This is a genomic window from Rhodopseudomonas sp. BAL398 (assembly GCF_033001325.1).
Taxonomy (GTDB): Bacteria; Pseudomonadota; Alphaproteobacteria; order Rhizobiales; family Xanthobacteraceae; genus JARJEH01.
Map to the genome: position 1 here is coordinate 1,084,802 of NZ_CP133111.1, position 26,692 is coordinate 1,111,493.

Annotated in this window: 23 protein-coding genes and 1 pseudogene; 20 read left to right on the forward strand and 4 right to left on the reverse strand. The window is 63.2% G+C overall.

Going from position 1 to position 26,692, the window contains the following annotated elements; genetic code table 11:
- Positions 1-35 precede the first annotated feature (35 nt).
- The 3 genes from mscL (at position 36) to RBJ75_RS05095 (ending at position 1,589) form a co-directional block, all read left to right on the forward strand.
- A complete protein-coding gene (mscL, locus tag RBJ75_RS05085; RefSeq protein WP_276157000.1) occupies positions 36-449 on the forward strand; it encodes a large conductance mechanosensitive channel protein MscL in 414 nt (137 codons plus the stop codon).
- Between the two features lie 62 nt (positions 450-511).
- Positions 512-985: an SsrA-binding protein SmpB gene (smpB, locus tag RBJ75_RS05090; protein ID WP_276156999.1), complete on the forward strand. Its 474-nt coding sequence runs from the start codon at positions 512-514 to the stop codon at positions 983-985.
- A gap of 28 nt (positions 986-1,013) precedes the next feature.
- Positions 1,014-1,589 carry a peroxiredoxin gene (locus tag RBJ75_RS05095; RefSeq protein ID WP_044412376.1) on the forward strand — a complete coding sequence of 192 codons (576 nt, stop codon included), beginning with the start codon at positions 1,014-1,016 and terminating at the stop codon, positions 1,587-1,589.
- A gap of 44 nt (positions 1,590-1,633) precedes the next feature.
- Here RBJ75_RS05095 and RBJ75_RS05100 read toward each other — a convergent pair whose 3' ends face one another.
- Positions 1,634-3,901 carry a TonB-dependent receptor gene (locus RBJ75_RS05100; RefSeq protein ID WP_152647739.1) on the reverse strand — a complete coding sequence of 756 codons (2,268 nt, stop codon included), beginning with the start codon at positions 3,899-3,901 and terminating at the stop codon, positions 1,634-1,636.
- Between the two features lie 393 nt (positions 3,902-4,294).
- Here RBJ75_RS05100 and RBJ75_RS05105 point away from each other — a divergent pair.
- Positions 4,295-4,366 (forward strand): annotated as a pseudogene (locus tag RBJ75_RS05105) (iron-containing alcohol dehydrogenase); the annotation flags it as partial.
- A 106-nt stretch (positions 4,367-4,472) separates the two neighbouring features.
- Here RBJ75_RS05105 and RBJ75_RS05110 read toward each other — a convergent pair.
- Positions 4,473-5,168, reverse strand: coding sequence for a uracil-DNA glycosylase (locus RBJ75_RS05110; protein WP_044412370.1), 696 nt, complete (start codon positions 5,166-5,168; stop codon positions 4,473-4,475).
- Positions 5,146-5,772 carry an NYN domain-containing protein gene (locus RBJ75_RS05115; protein WP_044412367.1) on the reverse strand — a complete coding sequence of 209 codons (627 nt, stop codon included), beginning with the start codon at positions 5,770-5,772 and terminating at the stop codon, positions 5,146-5,148. The genes RBJ75_RS05110 and RBJ75_RS05115 overlap by 23 nt, the downstream gene beginning before the upstream one ends.
- 365 nt (positions 5,773-6,137) lie before the next feature.
- Here RBJ75_RS05115 and rpoZ point away from each other — a divergent pair, with 365 nt between their 5' ends.
- The 8 genes from rpoZ to RBJ75_RS05155 all read left to right on the forward strand — a co-directional run bounded on the left by rpoZ (position 6,138) and on the right by RBJ75_RS05155 (position 13,558).
- The gene (gene rpoZ, locus RBJ75_RS05120) at positions 6,138-6,530 is read left to right on the forward strand and encodes a DNA-directed RNA polymerase subunit omega (RefSeq protein ID WP_044412365.1); all 393 of its coding nucleotides are present in this window, start codon (positions 6,138-6,140) and stop codon (positions 6,528-6,530) included.
- A 300-nt stretch (positions 6,531-6,830) separates the two neighbouring features.
- Positions 6,831-9,125 carry a RelA/SpoT family protein gene (locus RBJ75_RS05125; RefSeq protein WP_044412363.1) on the forward strand — a complete coding sequence of 765 codons (2,295 nt, stop codon included), beginning with the start codon at positions 6,831-6,833 and terminating at the stop codon, positions 9,123-9,125.
- A gap of 78 nt (positions 9,126-9,203) precedes the next feature.
- Positions 9,204-9,968 (forward strand): pyridoxine 5'-phosphate synthase, encoded by a 765-nt coding sequence (locus RBJ75_RS05130; protein WP_044412361.1) that lies wholly within the window; start codon positions 9,204-9,206, stop codon positions 9,966-9,968.
- Positions 9,965-10,384, forward strand: coding sequence for a holo-ACP synthase (gene acpS / locus RBJ75_RS05135; RefSeq protein ID WP_044412358.1), 420 nt, complete (start codon positions 9,965-9,967; stop codon positions 10,382-10,384). The genes RBJ75_RS05130 and acpS overlap by 4 nt, the downstream gene beginning before the upstream one ends.
- 278 nt (positions 10,385-10,662) lie before the next feature.
- Positions 10,663-11,421, forward strand: a complete 759-nt coding sequence (gene lepB, locus RBJ75_RS05140; RefSeq protein WP_044412355.1) for a signal peptidase I — start codon at positions 10,663-10,665, stop codon at positions 11,419-11,421.
- Positions 11,418-12,236 (forward strand): ribonuclease III, encoded by an 819-nt coding sequence (gene rnc / locus RBJ75_RS05145; RefSeq protein WP_044412353.1) that lies wholly within the window; start codon positions 11,418-11,420, stop codon positions 12,234-12,236. Before lepB ends, rnc begins: the two co-directional genes overlap by 4 nt.
- A 4-nt stretch (positions 12,237-12,240) precedes the next feature.
- Positions 12,241-13,155 (forward strand): GTPase Era, encoded by a 915-nt coding sequence (gene era / locus RBJ75_RS05150; protein WP_173427362.1) that lies wholly within the window; start codon positions 12,241-12,243, stop codon positions 13,153-13,155.
- 22 nt (positions 13,156-13,177) lie between these two features.
- Positions 13,178-13,558: a hypothetical protein gene (locus RBJ75_RS05155; RefSeq protein WP_044412385.1), complete on the forward strand. Its 381-nt coding sequence runs from the start codon at positions 13,178-13,180 to the stop codon at positions 13,556-13,558.
- Here the strand turns inward: RBJ75_RS05155 and RBJ75_RS05160 are convergent.
- Positions 13,513-15,501, reverse strand: coding sequence for an AI-2E family transporter (locus tag RBJ75_RS05160; protein WP_234707426.1), 1,989 nt, complete (start codon positions 15,499-15,501; stop codon positions 13,513-13,515). The two genes, RBJ75_RS05155 and RBJ75_RS05160, sit on opposite strands and share 46 nt — an antisense overlap.
- A 133-nt stretch (positions 15,502-15,634) precedes the next feature.
- On the opposite strand from RBJ75_RS05160, the gene recO reads away from it, so the two are divergent.
- From recO to RBJ75_RS05200, 8 genes are all read left to right on the forward strand, one after another.
- Positions 15,635-16,372 carry a DNA repair protein RecO gene (gene recO, locus RBJ75_RS05165; RefSeq protein ID WP_044412347.1) on the forward strand — a complete coding sequence of 246 codons (738 nt, stop codon included), beginning with the start codon at positions 15,635-15,637 and terminating at the stop codon, positions 16,370-16,372.
- A gap of 768 nt (positions 16,373-17,140) precedes the next feature.
- Positions 17,141-19,399 (forward strand): DNA topoisomerase IV subunit A, encoded by a 2,259-nt coding sequence (parC, locus tag RBJ75_RS05170; RefSeq protein ID WP_276156724.1) that lies wholly within the window; start codon positions 17,141-17,143, stop codon positions 19,397-19,399.
- A 144-nt stretch (positions 19,400-19,543) separates the two neighbouring features.
- Positions 19,544-20,926: a sodium:proton antiporter gene (locus RBJ75_RS05175; RefSeq protein WP_411194518.1), complete on the forward strand. Its 1,383-nt coding sequence runs from the start codon at positions 19,544-19,546 to the stop codon at positions 20,924-20,926.
- Between the two features lie 294 nt (positions 20,927-21,220).
- Positions 21,221-22,561 (forward strand): ABC transporter substrate-binding protein, encoded by a 1,341-nt coding sequence (locus RBJ75_RS05180; protein WP_044412868.1) that lies wholly within the window; start codon positions 21,221-21,223, stop codon positions 22,559-22,561.
- A gap of 132 nt (positions 22,562-22,693) precedes the next feature.
- Positions 22,694-23,632: a carbohydrate ABC transporter permease gene (locus RBJ75_RS05185; protein WP_044412865.1), complete on the forward strand. Its 939-nt coding sequence runs from the start codon at positions 22,694-22,696 to the stop codon at positions 23,630-23,632.
- A complete protein-coding gene (locus tag RBJ75_RS05190) occupies positions 23,632-24,546 on the forward strand; it encodes a carbohydrate ABC transporter permease (RefSeq protein ID WP_044412862.1) in 915 nt (304 codons plus the stop codon). The genes RBJ75_RS05185 and RBJ75_RS05190 overlap by 1 nt, the downstream gene beginning before the upstream one ends.
- 5 nt (positions 24,547-24,551) lie before the next feature.
- The gene (locus RBJ75_RS05195) at positions 24,552-25,652 is read left to right on the forward strand and encodes an ABC transporter ATP-binding protein (RefSeq protein ID WP_044412873.1); all 1,101 of its coding nucleotides are present in this window, start codon (positions 24,552-24,554) and stop codon (positions 25,650-25,652) included.
- A gap of 32 nt (positions 25,653-25,684) precedes the next feature.
- Positions 25,685-26,674: a hydroxyacid dehydrogenase gene (locus tag RBJ75_RS05200; protein ID WP_044412858.1), complete on the forward strand. Its 990-nt coding sequence runs from the start codon at positions 25,685-25,687 to the stop codon at positions 26,672-26,674.
- Positions 26,675-26,692 lie beyond the last annotated feature (18 nt).

Genomic DNA, 26,692 nt, shown 5'->3' on the forward strand with positions numbered 1-26,692 from the left:
ACCAGAGCGTTGGCGACAGCGCCAAGGGGGGACAGATGCTGAAGGAGTTCCGCGAATTCGCGATGAAGGGCAATGTCGTCGATCTCGCGGTCGGCGTCATCATCGGCGCGGCGTTCGGCGCGATCGTGTCGTCCATGGTCGGCGACATCATCATGCCGATCATCGGCGCCATCACCGGGGGTCTGGACTTCTCGAACTATTTTACCCCGTTGTCGAAATCGGTGACGGCCAGCACTCTGGTCGAGGCCAAGACGCAGGGCGCGGTGCTGGCCTGGGGGCATTTCCTCACCGTGACCTTGAATTTCCTCATCGTTGCCTTCGTGCTATTCATGGTGATCAGGACCATGAACCGGTGGAAGCGCAAGCAGGAAGCCGCACCGGGGCCGCCGAAGCCGACCCCGGAAGTGGAACTGCTCGGCGAAATCAGGGACCTGCTGAAAAAGAATTAAGTCGGACGTCGTTGGAACGGGCGTTGTCGTCACCAGATTGTATTCACGCCCAGAGGACCACCATGGCCGAGAAGAAAGAGCGCCCGATCAAGGTCGTGGCGGAAAACCGCAAGGCGCGGTTCAACTTTGCGATCGAGGATACGCTGGAGGCTGGAATCGCGCTCACCGGCACCGAGGTCAAATCGATCCGCAACGGCAAGAGCACGATCGCCGAATCCTACGCCGATCCCAAGGACGGCGAGATCTGGCTGATCAACGCCAATATTCCGGAATATCTGCAGGCCAACCGCTTCAACCACGAGCCGAAGCGACCGCGCAAATTGCTGCTGCATCGCAAGCAGATTAACAAGCTGATGGGCGCGGTCGAGCGCCAGGGCATGACGCTGGTGCCGCTGAAAATGTATTTCAACGAGCGCGGTCGGGTCAAATTGCAGCTAGCGCTGGCCAAGGGCAAGCAGCTGCACGACAAGCGCGACACCGAAAAGAAGCGCGACTGGGGCCGGGAAAAGGGCCGTATCATGCGCGCGCGCGGTTAGCGGTCGTTTGCATGGCGGGGGAAGCGGGATGAACCAGAAGAGCCTGATGGAGGTGGACTGGAGCGCGATTCCGGCGCCGGTCGATGACGGCGCCGCCGCGCATCTGCCCGGACTGCCGATTCCGCCGATCGATCTGATCGCGACCAACGATACCTCGGTGAGGCTGGCGACGCTGCCCGGACGCAGCGTGGTGTTCGCCTATCCGCGCACCGGCGAGCCCGGGAAAATCGCGCTGGTCGACGATTGGGACATGATCCCCGGCGCGCGCGGTTGCACGCCGCAGGCCTGCGCGTTCCGTGACCTGTTCGCCGAGTTGAAGGCGGCCGGCGCGGGGCAGGTGTTTGGACTGTCGACGCAGAGCAACGCCTATCAGCTGGAAATGGCGTCGCGGCTGCATCTGCCGTTTCCGGTGCTGTCCGACGCCAAGCTCGAATTGACCCAGGCGCTCAAGCTGCCGACCATGGAGGTCGCCGGGCTGACCATGATCAAGCGGCTGACGCTGATCATCGATGATGGCCGGATCAGCCATGTGGTCTATCCGGTGTTTCCGCCAGATCGCAACGCCGCCGAGGTGCTGGCCTGGCTGAAGGCCAATCCGGCCTGACGGCGAGGGCGCCGCAACATTGCTGAAGAATGTCGCGGCGGCGATTACATGTCCACGGTCATCGACAGCAGATAGGTGCGCGGCGCTCCGAGGAAAAACGTTCCGAACGAGGCCACGGAGGACCAGTACTGCGTGCCAGTCACATTCTGGATGTTGGCGCGGAACGTCGTCTTCCTGCCTTTGATCGCCGTCGTATAGCGGGCGCCGAGATCGAGCCGCGTCCAATCCGGGATCGGCTGGTTGTTCGCGGTGTCGACGAACTGCCTGCCGGTGTAGATGACCGCGCCATTCACAGTGAGCCCCTTGATCAACGGCAGGTCCCACTCGGCGCCGATATTGGCTTGCACCTTCGGCGAGCCGATCGGCGTATTGCCCAGATTTGCCGCGACGGCGGTCTTCGTCAGGGTGCCATCCATCAGCGAAACGCCGCCGAGAACCCGAATATCCGGCGTGACCTCGCCATAGACGTTGAATTCGAGCCCACGGACTTGCTGTTCGGCGGTCGCCGCGAAACGCCCGGCTGACAGCTCGCCGCTGGCCTTCGAGATGTCGAAGGCGCTGAAGCTGGTCGCGATCCGGCCGAAATCGACCTTGATGCCGGCCTCATATTGTTTGGCGATGTAGGGCTGAAGCACTTCGCCGAAATTGGAAGCCGTCTGTGGCGCGACGTCGCCGCGGCTGAGCCCCTCGATGTAGTTCGCATACAGCGAGACGTTGTCGCGGGGCCGGATGACGATGCCGACCACGGGGGTGGTCGCGCTCTTGTCGTAGGACGAGGTGAGCGTTCCCACATTGGAGAGATAGTTGTTCGCCTCGATGCCTTGGCGCCGCACCCCCAGGGTCAACAGGACGTGCTCGTCGAGCACCGACAGAGTGTCGGCAATCGAGAGCCCGGTTAGCTCGCTGTCCGATAGCCGCGGGCGTCCGTCGATCTCGTTCGCGAACTGGGTTGGCGCCACGGTCGGATTGTAGATGTTCGACGTGACCAGACTGCCATTGGTGATCCGCCGGTACAGCGCGTCATGATAGAGCGACGCCTGGAAGGCGACGGCATGGTGGACGAAGCCGGTATCGAAGCGGGCGCGGACGCCGCCATCATAGGTGGTTCGATCGATGCCAAGCCCAAAGAATTGCGGCGTCGCCGTGGTGTCGCCGCGCGCATTGATGATCGTCGGAAGGCCGAAGAACCGCTCGACGTCGGTGCGCGATCCGCCGACATCGGCGAACAGCGTCACCTGATCGCTGACATCGTATTCGGTGCGCAGCAAGGCGGAACGGTCGTTGATATGCGACCATTCCCAAGGTTGTGTCACGTTCACCCGGCCGTCGGGGGCCTTTGGCACCTGCAGGCCGGGGGCCACGAGAAAGGGACGTGACGGCGCGTCGAACCGGTCGCTCTGGGCGATCAAATAGAGCCACGACCTGAACCGTTCGCCCTGATAGTCGAGCGCCAGCGATCCGACGCCCGTCGTTTCGGACTGCCGGTCAATCGGCGTATCGCCACCGCGCAGGCTGCCGCTGGTGCGCACGCCCCATTGCTTGCCGTCGCCGTAACGCCTCGCCACATCCCAGTGACCGTCGAACTGTGCTGTCGAGCCGTAGCCCGCGGTGAAGCGGGTCAGGTCCTCTCCCGCGCGCTTGGGCACCACATTGATGACACCGCCGACGCCGCCATTGGGGGAGGTGCCTGACAATGCGGCCGAGGGGCCCTTGAGCACCTCGATGCGCTCGACGTAGTCCGTCAGGATGCGGTAGCTCGGCGCGATCCCGTACAGCCCCTCAAAGGCGAACTCACCATTGTTGCCCTCGTTGATCGGGAAGCCACGAATGTTGAAGGAATCGACCACGCCGCCGGGTTGGACCGAGCTTCGCACCGAAGGATCCAGGATCAAGGCATCGGCGGCCGTTGCCGCCTGCTGATCACGGATGAATTTGTCGGTGTAACTCGACACGTTGAACGGGGATTTCATTGTGTCGGTGTTTCCGAGCAGCCCGAGCCGACCGCCCTGAGCGACCTGGCCGCCGGCGAAAGCCGGCACGACACCGACCGGCGGCGCCGCGCCGGTTTCGGGTTGCGGAGCGCTCGGGGGCGTGGGGGTCTGCGCCGTCCGGACCCGGGAGGGCCTTCGCTTGGCCGCTGCGCGGCGGACCGTCTGTTGCGTCGGCGCATAGACCGTCATGGGTGGAAGGGCGTTTGCTCCGTCCGGAGTTTGCGATTGAGCTGATGTATCCAACCCCGCCAGCAACGCTACTCCGCCCAGCAGCGTCGCACCAAAGCGAACCGCCGTCCTAACCCCACCCGCACGCCGCATTTCCAAAGAATCCCTCAACCTTAGTGAACTTAATCCGCGCGCGGCCCGCAACGGTCACCGAACGGAAACGCTCTGCGTTTCCGCCTTCGGCCGAGGCTTGTCGCTCGTGGATCAGTTCTTTCCCAGACACGCATTCGGGCTCGTTGCCATCGGCGGCAACGTCCCGATTGCGATCGACTTATAAAAATTCTCTAGAGAGACGACGTCGCGACTGCAACGCATATGCAGGTGCTGCTAATTAGAATGTCTCGATCTTCGACAATGCCAAGCGGCATCGTTCGCGACACAAGCGGATGCTGAAACGTCTGCGACAAGGCGGCGATGGGAGCTTGCGTCGCTGAAGCTAAGCACCGCGCGCAAAATTAATCGCGCCATGCCCAGCTGCAGGCCGACGTCCACGCCATGGCGCATCAATTGGGCGGCTTCTACGACCTGCCGCACGGGGTTTGCAACGCCGTGCTGTTGCGAGGAAGCAATCCCGTCTTTGCTTGACGCCCTGGATTGCGTCGCTTCCGGACGGCGCTACGCGCCGTCCTCCGCTCGCAATAACGAATTGATGGCGATGTTGCGCTTAGCGGGCGGCGAGGTCGGTGCGGACGCGGGCGAAGACGTCGCGAAACATCTGCGGCGTCAGCACCCGCGTATTCGTATTGTAGCGCGAGCAATGATAGCTGTCGTAGAGCCGCAGCGCGCCGGCCTGATGCACCGCGCCGTGTCCGAACGGCGCCTGCACGGCGCGCAGACCTAATGCCTTGACTGTCGACTCATGCGCGACCCGGCCGAGCGCCACGATCGCGCGCAGCCGCGGCATGGTCTCCAGCACCGCGCTGAGAAATTGTCGGCAGGTGTTGATCTCGATCGGCAGCGGCTTGTTCTGCGGCGGTACGCAGCGCACCGCGTTGGCGATCCGGCAGTCGATTAGTTGCAGCCCGTCGTCGGGACGTGCCTGATAGTTGCCTTTCGCAAATCCATATTCGATCAGCGTCGCATAGAGCAGATCGCCGGCGAAGTCGCCGGTGAACGGCCGGCCAGTGCGGTTGGCGCCTTGCAGTCCGGGCGCGAGCCCGACGATCAATAGCTGGCCGTCGGCCGCGCCGAAGGTCGGCACCGGGGCGTTGAACCAGTCCGGCTGGCGCGCGCGCGAATCGTGCCGAAAGCTGGCGAGCCTTGGACACAACGGGCAGTCATGGGAGGGTTCGGTGCGGGCGAGGGCGGCGGCGCTGACGCCGCGCGCCGGGCGTTGCTTAATCTTCGAAATCGTCGTCATCGCCTCTGGCCGGCACGGTGGTCGCGCGCTGCAGGAATTGCGGCGCATGACGCGGTTCGCGCGGCGCGGGGCGTTCGGCCGGATCGCGGCCAAGCTTGGACTGCAACTCGACCAGGTCGGTGAAGACATCGGCCTGGCGACGCAACTCGTCGGCGATCATCGGCGGCTGGCTGGAAATCGTCGACACCACGGTGACGCGAACGCCGCGGCGCTGCACCGCCTCGACCAGCGAGCGGAAATCGCCGTCGCCGGAAAACAGCACGATCTGGTCGACATGCTCGGCCAGCTCCATGGCATCGACCGCCAATTCGATATCCATGTTGCCCTTCACCTTGCGGCGGCCACTGGCATCGATGAACTCCTTGGTCGCCTTGGTGACCACGGTGTAGCCATTGTAGTCGAGCCAGTCGATCAACGGCCGAATCGACGAATATTCCTGATCCTCGATAATCGCGGTGTAATAAAATGCCCGAATGAGGGTGCCGCGGCTCTGGAATTCCTTGAGCAGGCGCTTGTAATCAATGTCGAAGCCGAGGGTCTTGGCTGTCGCATAGAGGTTGGCACCGTCGATAAACAGAGCAATCTTGTTCGTTGCAGGGGACATCGAATTTTCTCGCGTGGGTTGTTGTTAGGTTTTTGGCGCGGCGAAGCAATGAACCGCGCAATTTTAAAAGTTCAATATCGCACTAATATCATTCGTTCACGGCACGCAGACCATTTCGGGGGTCCGCCGTCCGCGCGACTCTAGTGTATACTTTTGTTTGCAGAATGCAGCTATTTGTTGACCGGCTAGGGTTTGCACCGGCGGCGGCGATGACGATGCCGGGCTGCCAGCTTGGCCATCTGGCGACTTATCCAGAACCCGCCGGTCAGGCCAGAGAATAAATCGGTGCTTGCGAAATCGGCCCAGCCCCTATACCTACGCCGGATAACCAACATATTCGGCCCCAATTAACGGAGCGACAGTCGATGGCGCGCGTCACCGTAGAAGATTGCATTGATAAGGTCGACAACCGGTTCGACCTGGTGTTGCTCGCTGCGCACCGCGCGCGGATGATCTCGTCCGGCGCGCAACTCACGGTGGATCGCGACAACGACAAGAATCCGGTGGTTTCGCTGCGCGAAATCGCTGATTCGACGATCTCTCCCGAAGATCTTCGTGAAGAGCTGGTTCATTCCTTGCAGAAATTTGTCGAAGTCGACGAGCCGGAACCCGACACGATCCCGCTGATCGGATCGGCCGGCGCCAGCGTCGATGCCGACGATACCGAAGTGGCGGTCGAGCGGATGACCGAAGAAGAGCTGCTGAAGGGTCTGGAAGGCTTGGCGCCCCCCGAGGAGCAGCCCGAAGAAGACGAATAGGCTCGCGGCCCAAAGCCTGCAAATTCGTCAAATTTCTCGCATTTCAACGGCCCGGATGATCCCGGGCCGTTTTTTGTTCAAGACATTACGCTCTGGTCTTGCAACGTCGCCGGCCCCCGCTACGTGGGTGGGGGACTGTCCTGGCCGAGCTCAATCCTGCGAGACCTGAGCGGCTTTTAGGCATTCTCAGCTTCACTTCACCGTAAAACCCACTAGTGTTGTGGGTTCGGGGTTTGTGAAGTTCTGAATCTGAAACCTCGTCAAATTCGCGGTCGTTGCGCCGCGGTGAGGGTGTGGTCGATGGCGTATTGGCGCCGCAATTCTCCACAGATGGAGGCTGCGATCGGGGCGACCGAGGTCGTGGCGTCGGCGGATGTGCCGGCGAAGCCGCCGCGCGCGTCGCGAGCGCGGATGATGCGGCAATATGACCTCGTCGATCGGGTCCGCGCCTATAATCCGGACACGGACGAGGACCTGCTCAACCGCGCCTATGTCTATGCGATGATGGCGCATGGCGAGCAGATCCGCGCCTCGGGTGATCCGTATTTCTCGCATCCGCTTGAAGTTGCAGCGATTCTGACCACGCTGAAGCTCGATGACGCGACCATCGTCGCCGCCTTGCTGCACGACACCATCGAGGACACCGAGGCCACCCGAACCGAAATCGACAATATGTTCGGGCACGAGATTGGGGCCCTGGTCGAGGGCCTGACCAAGCTCAAGCGCCTGGAGCTGGTGTCGCGCGAAGCCAAGCAGGCCGAGAACCTGCGCAAATTGCTGCTGGCGGTGGCCGCCGATGTCCGCGTGCTGCTGATCAAGCTCGCCGACCGGCTGCACAATATGCGCACGCTGGAATTCGTGCCGCCGGCGTCGCGGCATCGCATCGCCGAGGAAACCCTGGATATCTACGCGCCGCTGGCCGGCCGCATGGGCATGCAGGAGATGCGCGAGGAGCTCGAAGACCTCTCGTTCCATACGCTCGATCCGGACGCCTTTGATGTGGTGATGCAGCGGCTCGATGCGTTGGCCGACCGTAACCGCAATTTGATCGGCGAGATCGAGGCCCAGCTGTCGGCCAATCTGGCCAAGAACGGCATCGAGGCCGTGGTGACGGGGCGGCGCAAGCGTCCGTTTTCGATCTGGACCAAGATGAAGCGCAAGTCGATCGGCTTCGAGCAGCTGTCGGACATCTTCGGATTCCGCGTGGTGTTGCCGGATGTCGCGGCCTGCTATCGCGCGCTCGGGGTGGTTCACACCACCTGGCCGATGGTGCCGGGGCGGTTCAAGGACTACATCTCGACCCCGAAACAGAACGACTACCGCTCGCTCCACACCACGGTGATCGGTCCCGGGCAGCAGCGCGTCGAGCTGCAATTCCGCACCGAGGAGATGGACCAGATCGCCGAGATCGGCATCGCCGCGCATGCCTTCTACAAGGACGGCGTCGGCTCGCCGACCGAATTGTTGAAACGGGAGTCGAACGCCTTTGCCTGGCTGCGGCGCACCATCGAAATCCTGTCGGAAAGCGCCAATCCCGAGGAATTCCTCGAGCATACCAAGCTCGAATTGTTTCACGATCAGGTGTTCTGCTTCACCCCCAAGGGCACGTTGATCGCATTGCCGCGCGCCGCCAATGTGATCGATTTCGCCTATGCGGTTCACACCGACGTCGGCAATTCGGCGGTCGGCTGCAAGATCAACGGCAAGTTCGCGCCGCTGTCGAGCGAGTTGCAGAACGGCGACGAGGTCGAGGTGCTGACTTCGACGGCGCAGCAGGCGCCGCCGTCGGCCTGGGAATCGCTGGCGGTGACCGGCAAGGCGCGGGCCGCGATCCGGCGCGCGACCCGCACCGCGGTGCGCGATCAATATGCCGGGCTGGGACGGCGGATCGTCGAACGCCTGTTCGCACGCGCCAAGATCGAATATGCCGACGACAAGCTCAAGGGCGCGTTGCCGCGGCTGGCGCGGACCTCGATCGAGGACGTGATGGCGTCGGTCGGGCGCGGCGAGATGAAGGCCTCCGACGTCGCCCGCGCGATGTATCCCGACTACAAGGAAGAACGCGTCGCGCGCTTCGGCGAGAAGAAGACGCTGTCGGAAAAGCTGAAGCTCAAATCCGCGAGCAGCACGGTGCGCCAGACCTCGGCGATTCCGATCCGCGGCATCAATTCCGACCTGCCGGTGAAGTTCGCGCCCAATGGCGGCGCGGTGCCGGGCGACCGCATCGTCGGAATCGTGGTGCCGGGCGAGGGCATCACCATCTATCCGATCCAGTCGCCGGCCTTGAAGGACTTCGAGGAGATGCCGGAGCACTGGCTCGACGTGCGCTGGGACGTCGACGAATCGACGCCGCAGCGGTTTCCGGCGCGGGTGTTCGTGCAGAACGTCAACGAGCCCGGCAGCCTGGCGCAGATCGCCACCGTGATCGCCGAGCATGACGGCAATATCGACAATATCGGCATGTTTCGCCGCTCGCCGGATTTCACCGAACTCACCATCGATCTCGAGGTCTACGACCTCAAGCATCTCAGCGCGATCATCAACCAGCTGCGCGCCAAGGACGTGGTCGCCAAGGTCGAGCGCGTCAATGGTTAGGCAAGCCCGACGGCAACCTCCGCAAGGTGCTCGACAAGTCGCTCAACACGTCCCCACCTAGGTTCTCCGCAGGTCATCATGCCCAAAACTCCCCCGTTGCGCCTCGGCGTCAATGTCGATCACGTCGCCACCTTGCGCAACGCACGCGGCGGCCGCCATCCCGATCCGCTGCGCGCCGCGCAAGCGGCGATCGCGGCCGGCGCCGACGGCATCACCGCGCATCTGCGCGAGGATCGCCGCCATATCCGCGACGCCGACATGGCGCGGCTGAAGGCCGAGATAGCGAAGCCGTTGAATTTCGAGATGGCGGCGACGCCCGACATGGTGCGGATCGCGCTGGCGACAAAGCCGCATGCGGTGTGCCTGGTGCCGGAGCGTCGCGAAGAACTCACTACCGAAGGCGGGCTCGACGTGGTCGGTCAGCGCGATTCGCTGGCGCCGTCGATCGCGCGGTTCAACGATGCCGGCATTCGGGTGTCGCTGTTCATCGCCGCCGATCCGGCGCAGATCGAGATGGCGGCGAAATTGCACGCCCCGGTGATCGAACTCCACACCGGCGCCTGGTGCGACGCGGTCACCGATGGCGACCACGCCAAGGCGGACCTCGAGTGGCAGCGCATCGTCGCCGGCGCCGCGCAGGCGCAATCCGTCGGGCTCGAGGTTCATGCCGGCCACGGCCTCGATTATGCCACCGCCGAGACGATCTCGGCGCTGCCGCAGATCGCCGAACTCAATATCGGCTATTACATGATCGGCGAGGCGCTGTTCGTCGGCCTGGCCGAAACCGTGCGGACGATGCGCGCGGCGATGGAGCGCGGCCGCGCCAGGGCGGTCCGCCCATGATCATCGGCATCGGCTCCGACCTGTGCGACATCACCCGAATTGCGAAGGTGATCGAACGCCATGGCGAGCGCTTCCTGGAACGGGTCTTCACCGATGTCGAACGCGCCCGGGCAGGGCGCCGCGACAAGCAGCCAAAGCTGGTGGCCGCCACCTATGCCAAGCGCTTCGCCGCCAAGGAGGCCTGTTCCAAGGCGCTCGGCACCGGCATCCGCCAGGGCGTCTGGTGGCGGGATATGGGGGTGGTCAATCTGCGCGGCGGCCGTCCCACAATGCTGCTGACCGGCGGCGCCAAGGCCCGGCTCGACGCCCTGACGCCTGAGGGATTTGAGGCCCGGATCGACCTGTCGATCACCGATGAATGGCCGTTGGCGCAGGCTTTTGTCATCATTTCGGCCGAGATCGCGGCCACACCCTGAGCGCCCGGCAGGCCCCGTCGGGGACCCGCGCCAAACTAAAAATCACTGAATTGTCATGGCATTAGCAAGTTTTCAAAGCTCCGTTGATTGCGTGCCTGCAAACAACGGTCTAAAACCCGCGCGGAATCCAGCGCGGCGAATCCGGGGAGGCGGCCGGTCTCGATTGGCGCCGGGATTTGTCGGTCCAACGTCAATTCAAATTCTCATTGCGAAGCAGCCTCGCTTCACCTGAGAACATCTGCAACCGCGCGGCGATCGCGAGGGGAATCGGGAAAGCGATGAGCGTGACATCCGGAACAAAGACTGAAGGCGGCGTCGGCGAGACGATACGCGTGGTGATTCACGCGCTGCTGATCGCGCTGGTGATCCGAACCGTGCTGTTTCAGCCCTTCAACATTCCGTCGGGATCGATGAAGGCGACCCTGCTGGTCGGCGACTATCTGTTCGTCTCGAAATATTCCTATGGCTACAGCCATTATTCGATCCCGCTGTCGCCGCGGATCTTTTCGGGACGAATCTTCGGTTCCGACCCGGCGCGCGGCGATGTCGTGGTGTTCCGGCTGCCCAAGGACGATACCACGGACTATATCAAGCGGGTGATCGGGCTGCCCGGCGACCGCATCCAGATGAAAGAGGGCCTGCTCTACATCAACGACAAGCCGATCGTGCGCGAGCGGTTGAGCGACTTCGTCGGCGAGGACCCTTGCGGTTCGGACGCCACCTCGCGGGTCAAGCGCTGGAAGGAGACGCTGCCGAACGGCGTCAGCTATCAGACGCTCGACTGCGTTGATAACGGGTTCTACGACAACACCAATGTCTACACGGTGCCGGCCGGCCACTTCTTCATGATGGGCGACAACCGCGATAATTCCACCGACAGCCGGGTGCTTTCGGCGGTCGGCTACGTTCCGCTCGAGAACATCATCGGCCGCGCGCAGATGATCTTCTTCTCGATCGCCGAAGGTGAACATGCCTGGCAGATCTGGCGCTGGCCGACCGCCGTGCGCTGGCATCGCATTTTCTCAATCGTGCGATGACGAAGGACGCCTCCAGCATCGACAATCCCCAGACCGCGGATGAGCCGGCCGCGCAACCGGCTGCCGCCGACGCACCGGCCGTCGCCAAGAAGCGGCGCAGCAAGGTCAGCGCCAAGGCCGCCACTGCGGCGCTCGAACAGAGGATCGGCTACGCCTTTGCCGACCCGGTGCTGCTGACGACGGCATTCACCCATGTCTCGGCGCTGAAATCGTCGCGCAGCCGGGCCGACAGCTATCAGCGCTTGGAATTTCTCGGCGATCACGTCCTCGGCCTGGTGGTCTCGGACATGCTGTACCGGGCCTTCCCCAAGGCCGACGAGGGCGAATTGTCGAAGCGGCTGGCCGAGTTGGTGCGCAAGGAAACCTGCGCCGACGTTGCCGCGAGCCTCGACCTTCTCGACGGCATCAAGCTCGGCTCGGTCGGCGCCGGCGCCGGCGCGCGGTTGCGCAAATCGGTGCTCGGCGACATCTGCGAAGCGGTGATCGGCGCGGTCTATCTCGATGGCGGCTATCCGGCCGCGGCGCAATTCGTCGAGCGCAATTGGCTGGAGCGGATGCGCAAGCCGGTGCGGCCGCTGCGCGACGCCAAGACCACGCTGCAGGAATGGGCCCAGGGCAAGGGGCTGCCGACCCCGGTCTATCGCGAGGTCGAACGCACCGGGCCACACCACGACCCGCAGTTCCGGGTCGCGGTGGATCTGCCCGGCCTGGCCCCGGCGGAAGGCATCGGCGGCAGCAAGCGTGCTGCCGAGAAAGTTGCGGCATCGGTGATGCTGGCACGCGAGGGCGTCAACGCCGGCGGCAATGATGGATGAACCAATGAACGACGTGCCTGCGACCGCCACCCGCTGCGGCTTTGTGGCGCTGATTGGCGCGCCGAATGTCGGCAAATCCACGCTAGTCAACGCGCTGGTCGGCTCCAAGGTGACCATTGTGTCGCGCAAGGTGCAGACCACGCGCGCGCTGATCCGCGGCATCGTCATCGACGACAATGCGCAGATCATTCTGGTGGACACACCCGGCATCTTCGCGCCGAAGCGACGGCTCGACCGCGCCATGGTGCGCACCGCCTGGACCGGCGCGCATGACGCCGATCTGGTCTGCGTGCTGCTCGACGCCCGCGCCGGCATCGACCAGGAAGCCGATGTCATCTTCGAAAATCTGGCCAATGTCGGCCATCCGAAGATCCTGGTGCTGAACAAGATCGATCTGGTGTCGAAGGAGAAACTGCTGGCGCTGACGCAGAAGGCCAATGAGCGGCTGGCCTTCACCGAGACCTTCATGGTGTCGGCATTGACCGGCGACGGCGTCGACGATCTGCGCCGCGGGCTGGCGACGCGGGTGCCGCCCGGTCCGTTCCACTATCCCGAGGACCAGATGTCGGACGCCCCATTGCGGCATCTGGCGGCGGAGATCACCCGCGAAAAGATCTTCCGCCAGCTGCATCAGGAACTGCCGTATCAGTCCACGGTCGAGACCGACACCTGGACCGAGCGTAAGGACAATTCGGTGCGGATCGAGCAGACGATTTTCGTCGAGCGCGAAAGCCAGCGCAAGATCGTGCTCGGCAAGGCCGGCGCCACCATCAAGGCGATCGGCGCGGATGCCCGCAAGGAGATCGCCGAGATCGTGGGCCAGCCGGTCCACCTGTTCCTGTTCGTCAAGGTGCGCGAAGACTGGAGCAACGATCCCAATCGCTATCGCGAAATGGGCCTCGAATTCCCCAAGGAATGACCAAGGAATGAGCGGCGTACCGATGACTCTCCCCAAGAACGTGATGTGGTTCGAAGCGCTGCTGTATATGTCGCTGATGCTGGATTCGCTGTCGGTGGCGTTTCAGGATCGAACGCCGACCGAGGACCTTCCCGCCCATGTTTTCGCGATCGCCAACCTGCTCGCGGCCGGCCTGATCCTGCTGCTGGTCTATCTGGTGCAACTCGCCGCTCAGCGCCGCAAGAGCTGGCCGCGGGGGGTGCTGGTGGCGTCGCTGGTGTTCTCGGTGGTGTCGCTGATGCAGATCATCGGCCAGACCGGGCTGCAGGCGAATATGCTGGTCGATGTCGTGTCCTGCGGCCTGACCGGCGCCGGCCTCTATCTGTCATTCACCGGGGACGCCAGGGGCTGGTTCAACGAATGAGCCGGCCGCTGCTGCGGCGATGTGGGCTCGGGCTTTTCTGTCTGCTGGGCTGAGAAATCGGCGATCTGGTCAGCCCGCGACGAATGCACCGCGATGTCCATCACCACCTCGGCGGTATGGGTGAAATCACCGGCGGTCGCGGAGATTCCGGGCGCCAGGGTTTCCAGCAAGTCGTTGCCATCGCCGAATCTGGCCACCACGACCGGCCGCTGCTTGGCAATGCGACTGAGGCGACGCAGCGCGTAGCGCACCATCGCCTCGGACGGTTCGCTGACATAGCACAGGCAGAATCCTTTGGCCTGGCTGGTGTCGAGCGAAAACGCGCGCGACAACGACAGCGCATCGGCGTGTTCGGCGCTGGCGCCGATGCCGCGGCGACGCAGGATCTGGGTCAGGATCAGCGCCGCCGCCTCGTCGAGCTTGCCGGCGCCGGGGATGCAGATCAGCGCATTGGGATGGGTCCAGGCTTCCGGCACCGCAACCGCCGCGTTCGATGCCGCCCCGTCGAGCTTGGACAGGTCGGACCGCTTGTCGTCGGCCGCGTCCTCGTCCACCCGGTTTTCGTGGGGTTCGAGATCCTCGACGACTTCAGTCACGGTGTCGAGAATCCGCGCGATGCGCTCCAGACCGAGGCGGCCGAGCTGGACATCGGCGGCGGCAAGCCGCAGCCCATCGAGCATCGTGGTGTCGTAGTAATTTTCCAGCGAGGCGTCGTCGAGATGCAGTTGCGCCTGCTGCGAGGCCTCGACCGGATCGCCGGCCAGCAGTCGTTGGTACAGCAATTGCGGCGGCGTCAGCGCCGGCTCGTTGCCGAGCAGCACGTCGAAGAATTGCAGCCGATCGACGTGGCGCCCGATCACCACCAGACAGACGGTGAGGGGGGTGGCCAGGACCAGCCCGATCGGCCCCCATAGCCACGTCCAGAACGAGGCCGACAGCACGATCGCCACCGGCGACAGCCCGGCGCTGCGGCCGAACACCATCGGCTCGATCACCTGACCGGTGAACAGCTGCAAGGTGACGAACAGGCCGGCGGTCATCAGCAGCATGCTCCAGCCGGTGCCCACGGCCGCGGCCAGGATCAGCGGAAACACCGCGGAGATCGGCGAGCCGACATAGGGCACGAACCGCAGCACCATCGCCACCACGCCCCACAACGGCGCGCTGGGGACGCCGATCAGCGACAGCCCGACCCCGATCAGCAGCCCGAAAGTGGCGTTGATGACCATCTGGCTGAGAAACAGCCGGCTCAACCGTTGGCCGGCATCGTCGAGCGCGGCGGTGGTGCGCTGCATGTCGTGGGAGCCGGCAAGCCGGATGAAGCGATTGCGTAGGTCCTGGCGCTGCAACAGGATGAAGATCACGAAAATCACCACGATCCCGGTCGTGGTCAGCGGCTGGATCAGCGGCTGGATGATCGCTACCAGCGTCGACAGCGTGCCCGGATCGGGCTGCCTTATCTCGACCGGAATCGGCCGGACGCTATTAGGCGACGTCAGATTGCCGCTCCGCCGCCCGGCGGAGGGGTTTTTCAGCTCGCTATCCAATTCGCGCAGCACCCGCGAAGCGCGCTCCAGCGTCGAGGAACCGCCTGCGGCGACGCCGCGCAGACCTTCGATCTTTTCCCTCAGCGTCTGCTGATAGCCCGGCAATTCACCGGCGAGCCGATTGGCCTGCGACACGATCAACCCGCCCAGGCTGAAGATCACCGAAAACCCGATGAACACCGCGATCAGCACCGCGACCGTGCGCGGCACCCGCCAGGATTGCAGCCGGATCACGAAGGGCGCCAGCACGAAACTGAACAGCACCGCCAGCGCCACCGGCACCAGCACCTCGCGACCGACATACAGCGCCGCGATGATCAACGCGGCGACGGCCAGGTTGATCAGGGTGGTTCCGGGAGGTTGCGGCAGGCGAAGCGGAGTGATGGTGTCGGCCACGCGGGCCTCCGAAAATGCGGCGCGAAAGGTGTGGCGGAAGCCCGCACCATGTCGGATTGCGGCGGATAACCGCGCAGCCCGGCCAATGTTCCCTGCGCTAACGCTGGCGCGCAAAGCGCGGTATAGTTGAGCCATGGAATGGAGCGACGAGGGCATTATCCTGGGGGTGCGGCGGCATGGCGAATCGAGCGCCATTGTCGAGCTGCTGACCCGATTCCATGGCCGGCATCTGGGCCTGGTGCGCGGCGGCGCCAGCTCGAAGCTGCGGCCGCTGCTGCAGCCCGGCAACAATGTCGCCGCGGTGTGGCGGGCGCGGCTCGACGAGAATCTCGGCTATTACTTGCTCGAGGGCACGCGGATGCGCGCCGCCACCATGCTGGCGTCGTCCCACGCCGTCTATGGCATCACCCATCTGGCCTCGTTGGCGCGGCTGTTGCCGGAGCGCGATCCCCATGAAGACATCTACGAGATGCTGGAACGCACGCTGGACGATTTTGACGATGTCGGCGACGCCGCCACCCATCTGATCCGCTTCGAACTGGCGATGCTGGCCGAACTCGGCTTCGGCCTCGACCTGACCTGCTGCGCGGCGACCGGCGTGACCTCGGATCTGATCTATGTCTCGCCGAAATCCGGCGGCGCGGTGTCGCGGGCGGCCGGCGAGCCATGGCGCGACCGGCTGCTGCGGCTGCCGCCGTTCCTGCGCGAGACCCCGGACGGCCATAATGGCTGGTCCGACCAGGATTTGCGCGACGGCTTCGACCTGACCGGCCGGTTCCTGTTGCGCAACGTCCTGGAGCCGCGCGGGCAGGGCCATTCCGACGCCCGTGACGGCTTCATCAACGCTGTCACGAAACATTTGGCAAAATGACCTCAATTAGTTACAATTTGCGAGACAGTAACTCTCTATTTTTGCATTTGAAGAATTTTTTCAGACATTTTCAAGCTGGGAGCCAGCTATGTCAAAAATTGAAGGATTAGATGACCGGGCTCTCCGAGCCGTGGGTAAAGCGGCAGGTATAGGGGGGATTGCGCTCTTCGTATTCTCGTCGGTATTCCAAGGTTTGATTCAGTTCGTGCTTAGAAATACAGTTGTTGAGTTAACCCCTTCAATTTCCGGCGCGATAGTCAACTCGCTTATGTCTCTAACATTTGGGGTTGCTGCCATAGGGCTAGTTGCATGGTTAGTCGGTAGGGGATTTCCTAAAGGCAGGTTGCCTCCGTCAATTATTTATGCGGTTTGCATTTTAATCATTGCCGTCTTAGCAGTATCCTCTGCTGTGGGGGTCTTGTCTGTTGACAGAGTTGTTAGTCCAAGCAGCGATGGAATGGTGACCGTAGACGAGGGAAGGATGACAGAATTCACCGTTTGCGTTGGCGAAAAGCCCGAAAAATGTCCGTCGGGGTCGGTTCATTTGGGGTGCGGATCGTCTGTGGATGCTTGGGCCGCAACCCAATGCACAAAATCATCCTCGACCAAACTTTCTGACGTCCCCGGGAACCATTGTGGTTATTATACTGCGAAGGTAGTTTGTCGGAAGAAACTCTGAAAAGCGAACAGAGCGCCGAACCTGCCTGAAGCGATAAATTGGCCTAGGCCAGCCTTGAAGGATAGCTTTTTAGCGTTTAACCCCTCCTTATGGGAAAACGACTGATTCCGCCGGAGCCGGCGGAGATTCACGATGTGCAGCTGCGCGAGGCGCTGGAAGAGCGTTACCTCGCTTATGCGCTCTCGACCATCATGCACCGGGCGCTGCCGGACGCGCGCGACGGCTTGAAGCCGGTGCATCGGCGCATTCTCTACGGGATGCGGCTGTTGCGGCTCGACCCCGGCACGCCGTTCAAGAAATCGGCGAAAATCGTCGGCGACGTGATGGGCTCGTTCCATCCGCACGGCGACCAGTCGATCTACGACGCGCTGGTGCGGCTGGCGCAGGATTTCTCCTCGCGCTACCCGCTGGTCGACGGCCAGGGCAATTTCGGCAATATCGACGGCGATAACCCGGCCGCCTACCGCTACACCGAAGCCCGCATGACCGACGTCGCCCGGCTGCTGCTGGAGGGTATCGACGAGGACGGCGTGGCGTTCCGCCCGAACTACGACGGCCAGTCGAAAGAGCCGATCGTGCTGCCGGGTGGATTCCCGAACCTGCTCGCCAACGGCGCGCAGGGCATCGCGGTCGGCATGGCGACCTCGATCCCGCCGCACAATGTCGCCGAACTGTGCGACGCCGCGCTGCATCTGATCGAAAAGCCGGAGGCGAAATCGAAGGCGCTGCTGCGCTGGGTCAAGGGTCCGGATTTCCCCACCGGCGGCATCATCGTCGATTCCAAGGAAAGCATCGCAGAAGCCTATGCCACGGGGCGCGGCTCGTTCCGCACCCGCGCCAAATGGAGCCAGGAGGAGGGCGCCCGCGGCAGCTGGGTGGTGGTGATCACCGAGATCCCCTGGCTGGTGCAGAAATCGCGGCTGATCGAGAAGATCGCCGAACTGCTGAACGAAAAGAAGCTGCCGCTGGTCGGCGACGTCCGCGACGAATCCGCCGAGGATATTCGCGTGGTGATCGAGCCGAAGACGCGCGCGGTTGATCCCGAACTGCTGATGGAATCGCTGTTCCGGCTGACCGAGCTGGAAAGCAAGATCCCGCTCAATCTCAACGTGCTGGTCCAGGGCCGGATTCCAAAGGTGCTAGGCCTGGCCGAGTGCTTGCGCGAATGGCTCGACCATCTGCGCGACGTGCTGCTGCGCCGCTCAAACCATCGCAAGGCGCAAATCGAGCACCGGCTCGAAGTGCTCGGCGGCTATCTGATCGCCTATCTGAATATCGACAAGGTGATCAAGATCATCCGCACCGAGGATGAGCCCAAACCGGTGCTGATGAAGGCCTTCAACCTCACCGACATCCAGGCCGAAGCGATCCTCAACATGCGGCTGCGCAGTCTGCGCAAGCTCGAGGAATTCGAGATCCGCACCGAGGACAAGAATCTGCGCGCCGAGCTCAAGGGCATCAACGCGATTCTGAAATCCGAGCCCGAGCAATGGGCCAAGGTCAGCGAGCAGGTCCGCAAGGTGCGCGACATGTTCGGGCCGAAGACGCCGCTCGGCAAGCGCCGCACGATGTTTGCCGATGCGCCCGAACACGATCTTGCGGCGATCGAGGAGGCCTTCGTCGAGCGCGAGCCGGTCACCGTGGTGATTTCCGACAAGGGCTGGGTCCGCACGCTCAAGGGCCATGTCGCCGATCTGTCGGGGCTGGTGTTCAAGCAGGACGACAAATTGGGGCAGGCATTCTTCGCCGAGACCACTTCGAAACTGCTGCTGCTGGCCACCAACGGCCGGTTCTATGCGCTCGACGTCGCCAAACTGCCGGGCGGACGCGGCCATGGCGAGCCGATCCGGATGTTCATCGACATGGAGCAGGACGCCGCGATCGTGGCGCTGTTCGTCCACAAGGGCGGCCGCAAATTCCTGATCGCCAGCCATGACGGCCAGGGCTTTGTGGTCGGCGAGGATGATTGCGTCGGCACCACGCGCAAGGGCAAGCATATCCTCAATGTCGAGATGCCGAACGAGGCCCGCGCGCTGACGGTGGTGGCCGAGGGTCACGACACCGTCGCGGTGATCGGCACCAACCACAAGATGCTGATCTTCCCGCTCGACCAGGTGCCCGAAATGGCGCGCGGCCGCGGCGTGCGGCTGCAGAAATACACCGGCGCGGCGCTGTCGGATGTCAGCACCTTCAACGCCAAGCAAGGCCTGGCGTGGCGCGATTCCGCCGGCCGCGACTTCAGCATGACGATGAAGGAATTGGCCGAGTGGCGCGGCAACCGCGCCGATGCCGGCCGTCTCGCCCGCGGCCTGCCGAAATCCAACAAATTCGGCCGCCCGATCGAATAGGACCGGGCGGCGGCCTGCGCCATTTGTCGCAGGCCGCCGTGGCGATAGTCTTTGCGTCGGCAGCCAAAACATCATTGAAATGGCCCAATGATTCATAGTCTTTTCAATAAGATCCGGCCGCTGCTTCCCGCCATTTTCGTGCTCATGGTGCCATCCGGCGCACAGGCGGCCGAGGGGCTCGACGGCGCCGCCTTGAGCTGGTTGTGGGCGGTGCCCTTCGCCGGAATCCTGTTGTCGATCGCCACCGGGCCGCTGCTGTTCCCCAAGATCTGGCACGCCCATTACGGCAAGATCGCCGCGGCCTGGGCGGTGCTGGCGCTGCTGCCGCTGGCGGTCGGGTATGGCTGGCAGTTGATGCTGGCCTCGCTGGTCCATGCCATGCTGGCGGAATATCTCAGCTTCATCGTGCTGCTGTTTGCGCTCTACACCGTCTCCGGCGGCATTCTGGTCACCGGCACGATGCGGGCGACGCCGCTGCTCAACACCATGCTGCTGGCGCTGGGCACCGCCTTCGCCAGCATCATCGGCACCACCGGCGCGGCGATGATCCTGATCCGCCCGGTGATCCGCGCCAATGAAAAGCGCCGCAGCAGCGTCCACGTCGTGGTGTTCTTCATCATTCTGGTCGCCAATGTCGGCGGTGCGCTGTCGCCGCTCGGCGACCCGCCGCTGTTCGTCGGCTTCCTGCGCGGCGTCGACTTCTTCTGGCCGCTGCAGCATCTGTGGCTGCAGACGCTGTTGGTGGCGCTGCCGTTGCTGGCATTGTTCTTCGTCGTCGATCTGTGGCAGGCCCGCAAGGATCCGAAGATCGCTGCAGAGTCCGATCCCGAGCCGATCGGTCTGCGCGGCGGCATCAATTTCTTCCTGATCGGATTGATCATCGCGGCGATCCTGTTCTCGGCGACTTGGAAGCCGGGCATCGTGTTCGACATCTACGGCACCGAAGTCGCGCTGCAAAACCTGTTGCGCGATGGTGCGCTGGTGATCATCGCGCTGTTGTCCTTGTGGCTGACCGCCGACGAGCATCGCTCCGCCAATGATTTCTCGTGGGAGCCGATCAGGGAAGTCGCCAAACTGTTCGCCGGAATCTTCGTCGCCATCATCCCGGTGCTGGCGATGCTGAACGCCGGCAAGGCCGGCATCTTCGCGCCGCTGTTGTCGCTGGTGGCCAATGCGGACGGCTCGCCGCACGAGGTGCCGTATTTCTGGTTCACCGGGCTGTTGTCGGCGCTGCTCGACAACGCGCCGACCTATCTGGTGTTTTTCGAACTGGCCGGCGGCAATCCCACCGAATTGATGGGGCCGCTGTCGGGAACGCTGGCGGCGATCTCGATGGGAGCGGTCTTTATGGGCGCGCTGACCTATGTGGGCAACGCGCCGAATTTCATGGTCTATGCCATCGCCACCGAACGCGGCGTCAAGATGCCGGGCTTCTTCGCCTATGCGTTGATCGCCAGCGCGGTGATGATCCCGCTGTTCGTGTTGCTGACCCTGCTGCCGACCGTGCCCAATTTGGGCCTGCACTGAGGCACGCCGTGTGCGGCGCAATGGACGCTCAAGTCCATGGGATACTTAGTAAAGCCGCGCGCCGGCGCTGACTAATGCTGCCCTGCAACGTAGTTCGGTGATAGCTGCGTGTGCGGCGTGCCGGCCATCGTCTATCTGTTTCTCGACAGATGCGAACAATTCTGATCAGATCGTCGCGTTGGATTTCGTCCCGACCATCGCGGCGAGCAATCATCTCCGGTCTCTCCGCCAAAAATAAAAAGACGCGTCAATGTTGTTTGTTCAGCACGATTGGCACATCAGGGAGAGAAAAACATGTCTCGGAGGAAGCTTACGCGACGGCAATTTGTAGCCGCCACGGCTGCGACGTCAGCCGCACTGGTCACCGCGCCCTATGTCAGATCCGCTTTCGCCGCAGGCAAGCTCACGATGGGCTTCTGGCAGCATTGGGTTCCGGGCGCCGACAAGGCCTCGAAAGACCTGGTCAATGAATGGGCCGCCAAGGAAAAGGTCGAGGTGTCGATCGACTACATTCCGAGCCAGGGTAACAAGAACCTGCTGACCATCGCCGCCGAAGGGCAGGCCAAGTCCGGCCACGACATTCTGTCGATGCCGACCTGGTGGCCGCACGCCAATGCGGAGATGCTGGAGCCGGTCAACGACATCATGGAGCCGCTGATCAAGCAGAACGGCAAGGTCAACGGCACCGTGCAATATCTCGGCAAGCGCGGCGACAAATGGCTCGGCGTGCCGTCCTGCGTCGGCAGCCAGATCAAGGGGCCATGCTCGCGCATCGACCTGTTGAAGCAGCACGCCAAGATCGACATCCAGGAGATGTATCCGGCCGGCGCTGAGCCGAAAGACGAGGGCTGGACCACCGAGGTCTTCCTGAAGGCCGCCGAAGCCTGCCACAAGGCCGGCGTGCCGTTCGGCATCGGGCTTGGCGAGACCACCGACTCGGTCGATGCCGCCGGCGCCTTCTTCCAGGCGTTCGGCGCCCAGCTGGTCAACGACAAGGGCGACGTCACCGTGAAGACCGACGAGGTTCGTCAGGTGCTTGAGTTCTACAAGAAGCTGATGGCATTCCTGCCGCCCGACGTCACCGCCTGGGACGACGCCTCCAACAACAAATGGCTGGTGTCGGGTCGCGGCGCGATGATCATGAATCCGCCCAGCGCCTGGGCGGTCGCCAAACGCGACGCGCCGCAGATCGCCGAACAGCTGTGGACCCATGGCTTTCCGAAAGGGCCGAAGGGGCGTTACGCGCCGTTCCTGCCGTATTTCTGGAGCATCTGGTCGTTCTCCAAGAACAAGGAAGCCGCCAAGAGCCTGCTGGTCTATCTGTCGCGGCCGGAATCAATCGAGAAGCTGGTCGAGGCCAGCGGCGGCTACGACCTGCCGGCATTCGAGAACCTGACCAAGCTCAAGGTCTGGGCCGAGGCGGAGCCGCCGAAGGGAACGCTGTTCAGCTATCCGGATCCCTACCATCGGCAGACCCTGTCGATTGCCGCGTCGCCGGCGCCGCCGAAGATCGCCCAGCAGATCTACGCCCAGGGCACGCTCACCAAGATGTGCGTGAAGTACTACCAAGGCGAGTCGATGGAAAACACCTTGGCCTGGGCCGAAGGCGAGTGCGAAGGGTTTATGCGCAGCTGACGTGACGCACCGCACAAGGTCGTCATTGCGAGCGAAGCGAAGCAATCCAGAGTCGCGGGCATGGCCTGGATTGCTTCGTCGCTACGCGGCTCGCAATGACCAAGCGGCGGCATTGATTCCAGGAGCTATGACATGGTTGATGTCGCGATAGGTCCCGACAGCGCGACGCAGCGGCGGGCGCGGCGCAAAGGCACGAGCCTGCGCAACATGCTGAAGCGCAAATCCACGATGGCGTTTCTGATGACGCTGCCGTTGATCCTGCTCGTGCTGGTGCTGGTGGTCTATCCGGCGTTCTATTCGCTGCATTTGGCGACGCTGAACAAGTCGATGCAGCGCTTTGTGGGCTTCGGAAATTTCGAATTTCTGTTCAAGCGCGAGACGTTCTGGCTGGTGGTCAAGCAGTCCTGCATCTTCGCCATCACCGCGGTGGTGTTCAAAGCGCTGCTCGGCTTCATCGTCGCGCATTTCGTCCACAACGTGCCGGCCAAGGGCCAGCGCAAATGGCGCGGCATGCTGCTGGTGCCCTGGGTGATCCCGCCGGCGATGTCGACGCTGGCCTGGCTGTGGCTGTTCGATCCGTCCTACAGCGCCTTCAACTACACGCTGTCGTTCTTCGGCATCGGCCCGATCGCCTGGACCGGCGACGCCGACTGGGCGCGGTTCTCCGTCATCCTGGTCAATATCTGGTACGGCGCGCCGTTCTTCATGATCATGTATCTGGCGGCGCTCAAATCGGTGCCGGAGCAGCTCTATGAGGCGGCGGCGATCGACGGCGCCAATTGGTGGCAACGGATCTGGTATGTGACGCTGCCGATGATGCGCAACATCATCGCCATCACTACGCTGTTCTCGCTGATCGTCACCTTCGCCAATTTCGATATCGTCCGCATCCTCACCGCCGGCGGGCCGGTCGACAAGACTCACATTTTTGCCACCTGGGCGTTCAAGGTCGGAATCGAAGGCAGCGATATCCCGCTCGGCGCCAGCGTCTCGCTGTTCATGGTGCCGATCCTGGCGGTGGCCGCGATCTTCATCCTGCGCGACGTCAACAAACGCGGGAATGAAAGCTGATGACCAGCATCACGGTGATCGACAAGGCCGGCCCGTCGCGCAACCCGTCGCATGGCAGCATCAGCCGCGACCGCGCCTGGGCGCTGAAATGGTCCTATGCGTTTCTGGTGCTGTTCTCCATCATCTCGCTGGTGCCGCCGCTCTATATGCTGGTCACCTCGCTGAAGAGCAGCACCGAAATCTCGGCCGCCACCAATCCGTGGTGGGTGTTTCATCCGACCTTGGAAAACTATGTCGGGCTGTTGACCTCGAACCAGTTCCTCACCTTCTTCCGCAATTCGGCGCTGATCTCGATCTTCGTCGTCATCATCACCATGCTGATCAGCGTGCCGGCGGCGTTTGCGCTGGCGCGGATGAAATTCTGGGGCTCCGCCACCATCGCCACCGGGATTTTCCTCACTTATCTGGTGCCGGACACCTTGCTGTTCATCCCGCTGTTCAAGATGTTCGTGACCTTCAGCGACTGGACCGGGATCCAGCTGATCAACCGCTGGTACGTGCTGCTGATCGTCTATCCGACGCTGACGGTGCCGTTTTGCACCTGGATCATGATCGGCTATTTCGCCTCGATCCCCAAGGAACTCGACGAGGCCGCGATCATCGACGGCGCGTCGTGGTTTCAGACCTTGACCCGGATCTTCATTCCGGTGGCGCTGCCGGGGATCATCGCGGCGACCATCTTCGCCTTCACGGTGTCCTGGGCGCAGTTTCTCTATCCGTTGGTGTTCACCACCTCGGTCGATCAATTGGTGCTGCCGGTCGGCATCATCACCACACTGATCAAGGGCGACGTGTTCAACTGGGGACAGATCATGACCGGCGCGCTGCTCGGTGCCGCGCCGCCGCTGATCATCTACGCGTTTCTGATGGATTACTACATCGCGGGTCTCACCGCTGGCGCGACGAAGGGTTGAAACAAATGGCTGAAGTGACGTTGCGCAAGGTGGTGAAGCGGTATGACGATGTCGAGGCCGTCCGCGGCATCGATCTCGACATTCCAGACCATGAATTCGTGGTGCTGGTCGGCCCGTCGGGCTGCGGCAAGTCGACCACGCTGCGGATGATCGCCGGGCTGGAGGACATCAGCGACGGCGATATTTCGATCGGCGGCGACGTTGTCAACGACGTGCCTCCGAAGGATCGCGATATCGCGATGGTGTTCCAGAACTACGCGCTGTATCCGCACATGACGGTCGCGGAGAACATGTCGTTCGGGCTGCGGCTGAAGAAATATCCCAAGGCCGAGATCAAGGCGCGGATCGACGAGGCGGCGCGGATGCTCGACATCACCGAGCTGGTCAACCGCAAGCCGAAACAGCTGTCGGGCGGCCAGCGCCAGCGCGTCGCCATGGGCCGCGCCATCGTGCGCAATCCGAAGGTGTTTTTGTTCGACGAGCCGCTGTCCAATCTTGACGCCCAGCTGCGGGTGCAGATGCGCTTCGAGATCAAGCGCGTGCACCAGAAAGTGCGCACCACGACGGTCTATGTGACCCACGACCAGGTCGAGGCGATGACGCTGGCGGATCGCGTCGTGGTGATGAATCACGGCCGGATCGAACAGGTGGGGACGCCGAACGAATTGTATCATCGTCCGGCGACCAAATTCGTCGCCGGCTTCATCGGCTCGCCGGCGATGAATTTCGTTCCCTGCAGTCTGCAGGATGTCGGCGGCAAGCTGCATATCAGGTTGTCCGAGGCGGTGACGCTGCCGTTGCCGGAGGCGCGGGCGGCGCGCTACCGCAACGTGTCGCGCGACAAGAAGCTGCTGCTTGGGCTGCGGCCCGAACATATCACCGACGCCAAGGCGACGCTGGAGCCGGGGGTCTCGGCACTGGATGTGACGCTCGACATCACCGAGCCGATGGGCATGGAGACGCTGATCTATTTCGCGCTGAACGGCACCGAGATGTGCGGCCGGGCCAGCCCCAATGCCGGCGCCCGCGACGGCGCCCCGCTGCGTTTGGCAGTGGACCTCAACAATATGCACCTGCTAGATGAGGGCACCGGCGCCGTCATTTGACGGCAGCACGACAAAATATTTCGGGGACGGGAATGGCGACCAACAAGAAGAAACTGCTGATCACTGAATCGATGTCGCTGCGGGGCAGGGAACTGTTCGACCAACGCGCCGACGTCGAGACCGTCGAATTCTCCAACATGATCTCGGCCCCTGATTTCGAGGCGCTGCTGCGGCAGCAGGCGCCGGTCCACGGCGTCGCGCTCGGCGCGACGCGGTTCGGCGAAACCGAGCTCGAAGCCTCCCAGGACATGAAGGTCGTGGCCCGGATCGGCGTCGGCTATGACGCCGTCGACGTCGCCGCGTTGAGCCGTCGCAAAGTGCCGCTGATGGTGGCCGGCACCGCGAACTCGCCCTCGGTCGCCGAGCAGGCGCTGTTCATGATGCTGACGCTGGCCAAACGCGGCGTCGAACTCCACGCGCTGGTCAAGACCGGCGGCTGGGCGACAAGGCTCGGCCTGCTGCCGTTCGACCTGTTCGGCAAGACGGTGCTGATCATCGGCTTCGGCCGCATCGGCACCCGCACCGCCAAGCGTTGCCTGGCGATGGAAATGACCGTGCAGGTCTACGATCCCTACAAGTCCGACGATGAGATCAGGGCCGCCGGCTGCGAGCCGGTGACGGACCTCGACGCCGCCTTGCCGGCTGCCGATTTCATCAGCCTGCATTGTCCGAAGACGCCGGAGACGACAGGGATGTTCGACGCCGCCCGGCTTGGCCTGCTGAAGCCGACGGCCTATCTGATCAACACCGCGCGTGGTGGCATCGTGGTGGAGGCGGCGCTCTACGACGCGCTGGTGGCCGGCAAACTCGCCGGCGCCGGGCTCGACGTGTTCGAGGTCGAGCCGCCGCCGCTTGGCGACAGATTGTTCGACCTGCCCAATGTGATCATCGCCCCGCATGTCGCCGGCGTCACCCGTGAGGCGCTCGACCGCATGGGCGAGCAGACCGCGCGCAACATGCTGAGTGCGCTCGACGGCGAGCCGATCCGGCAGAACGTCATCAATCAGGACGTGCTAGCCTGAGCATGCGCCGTCGCCAAT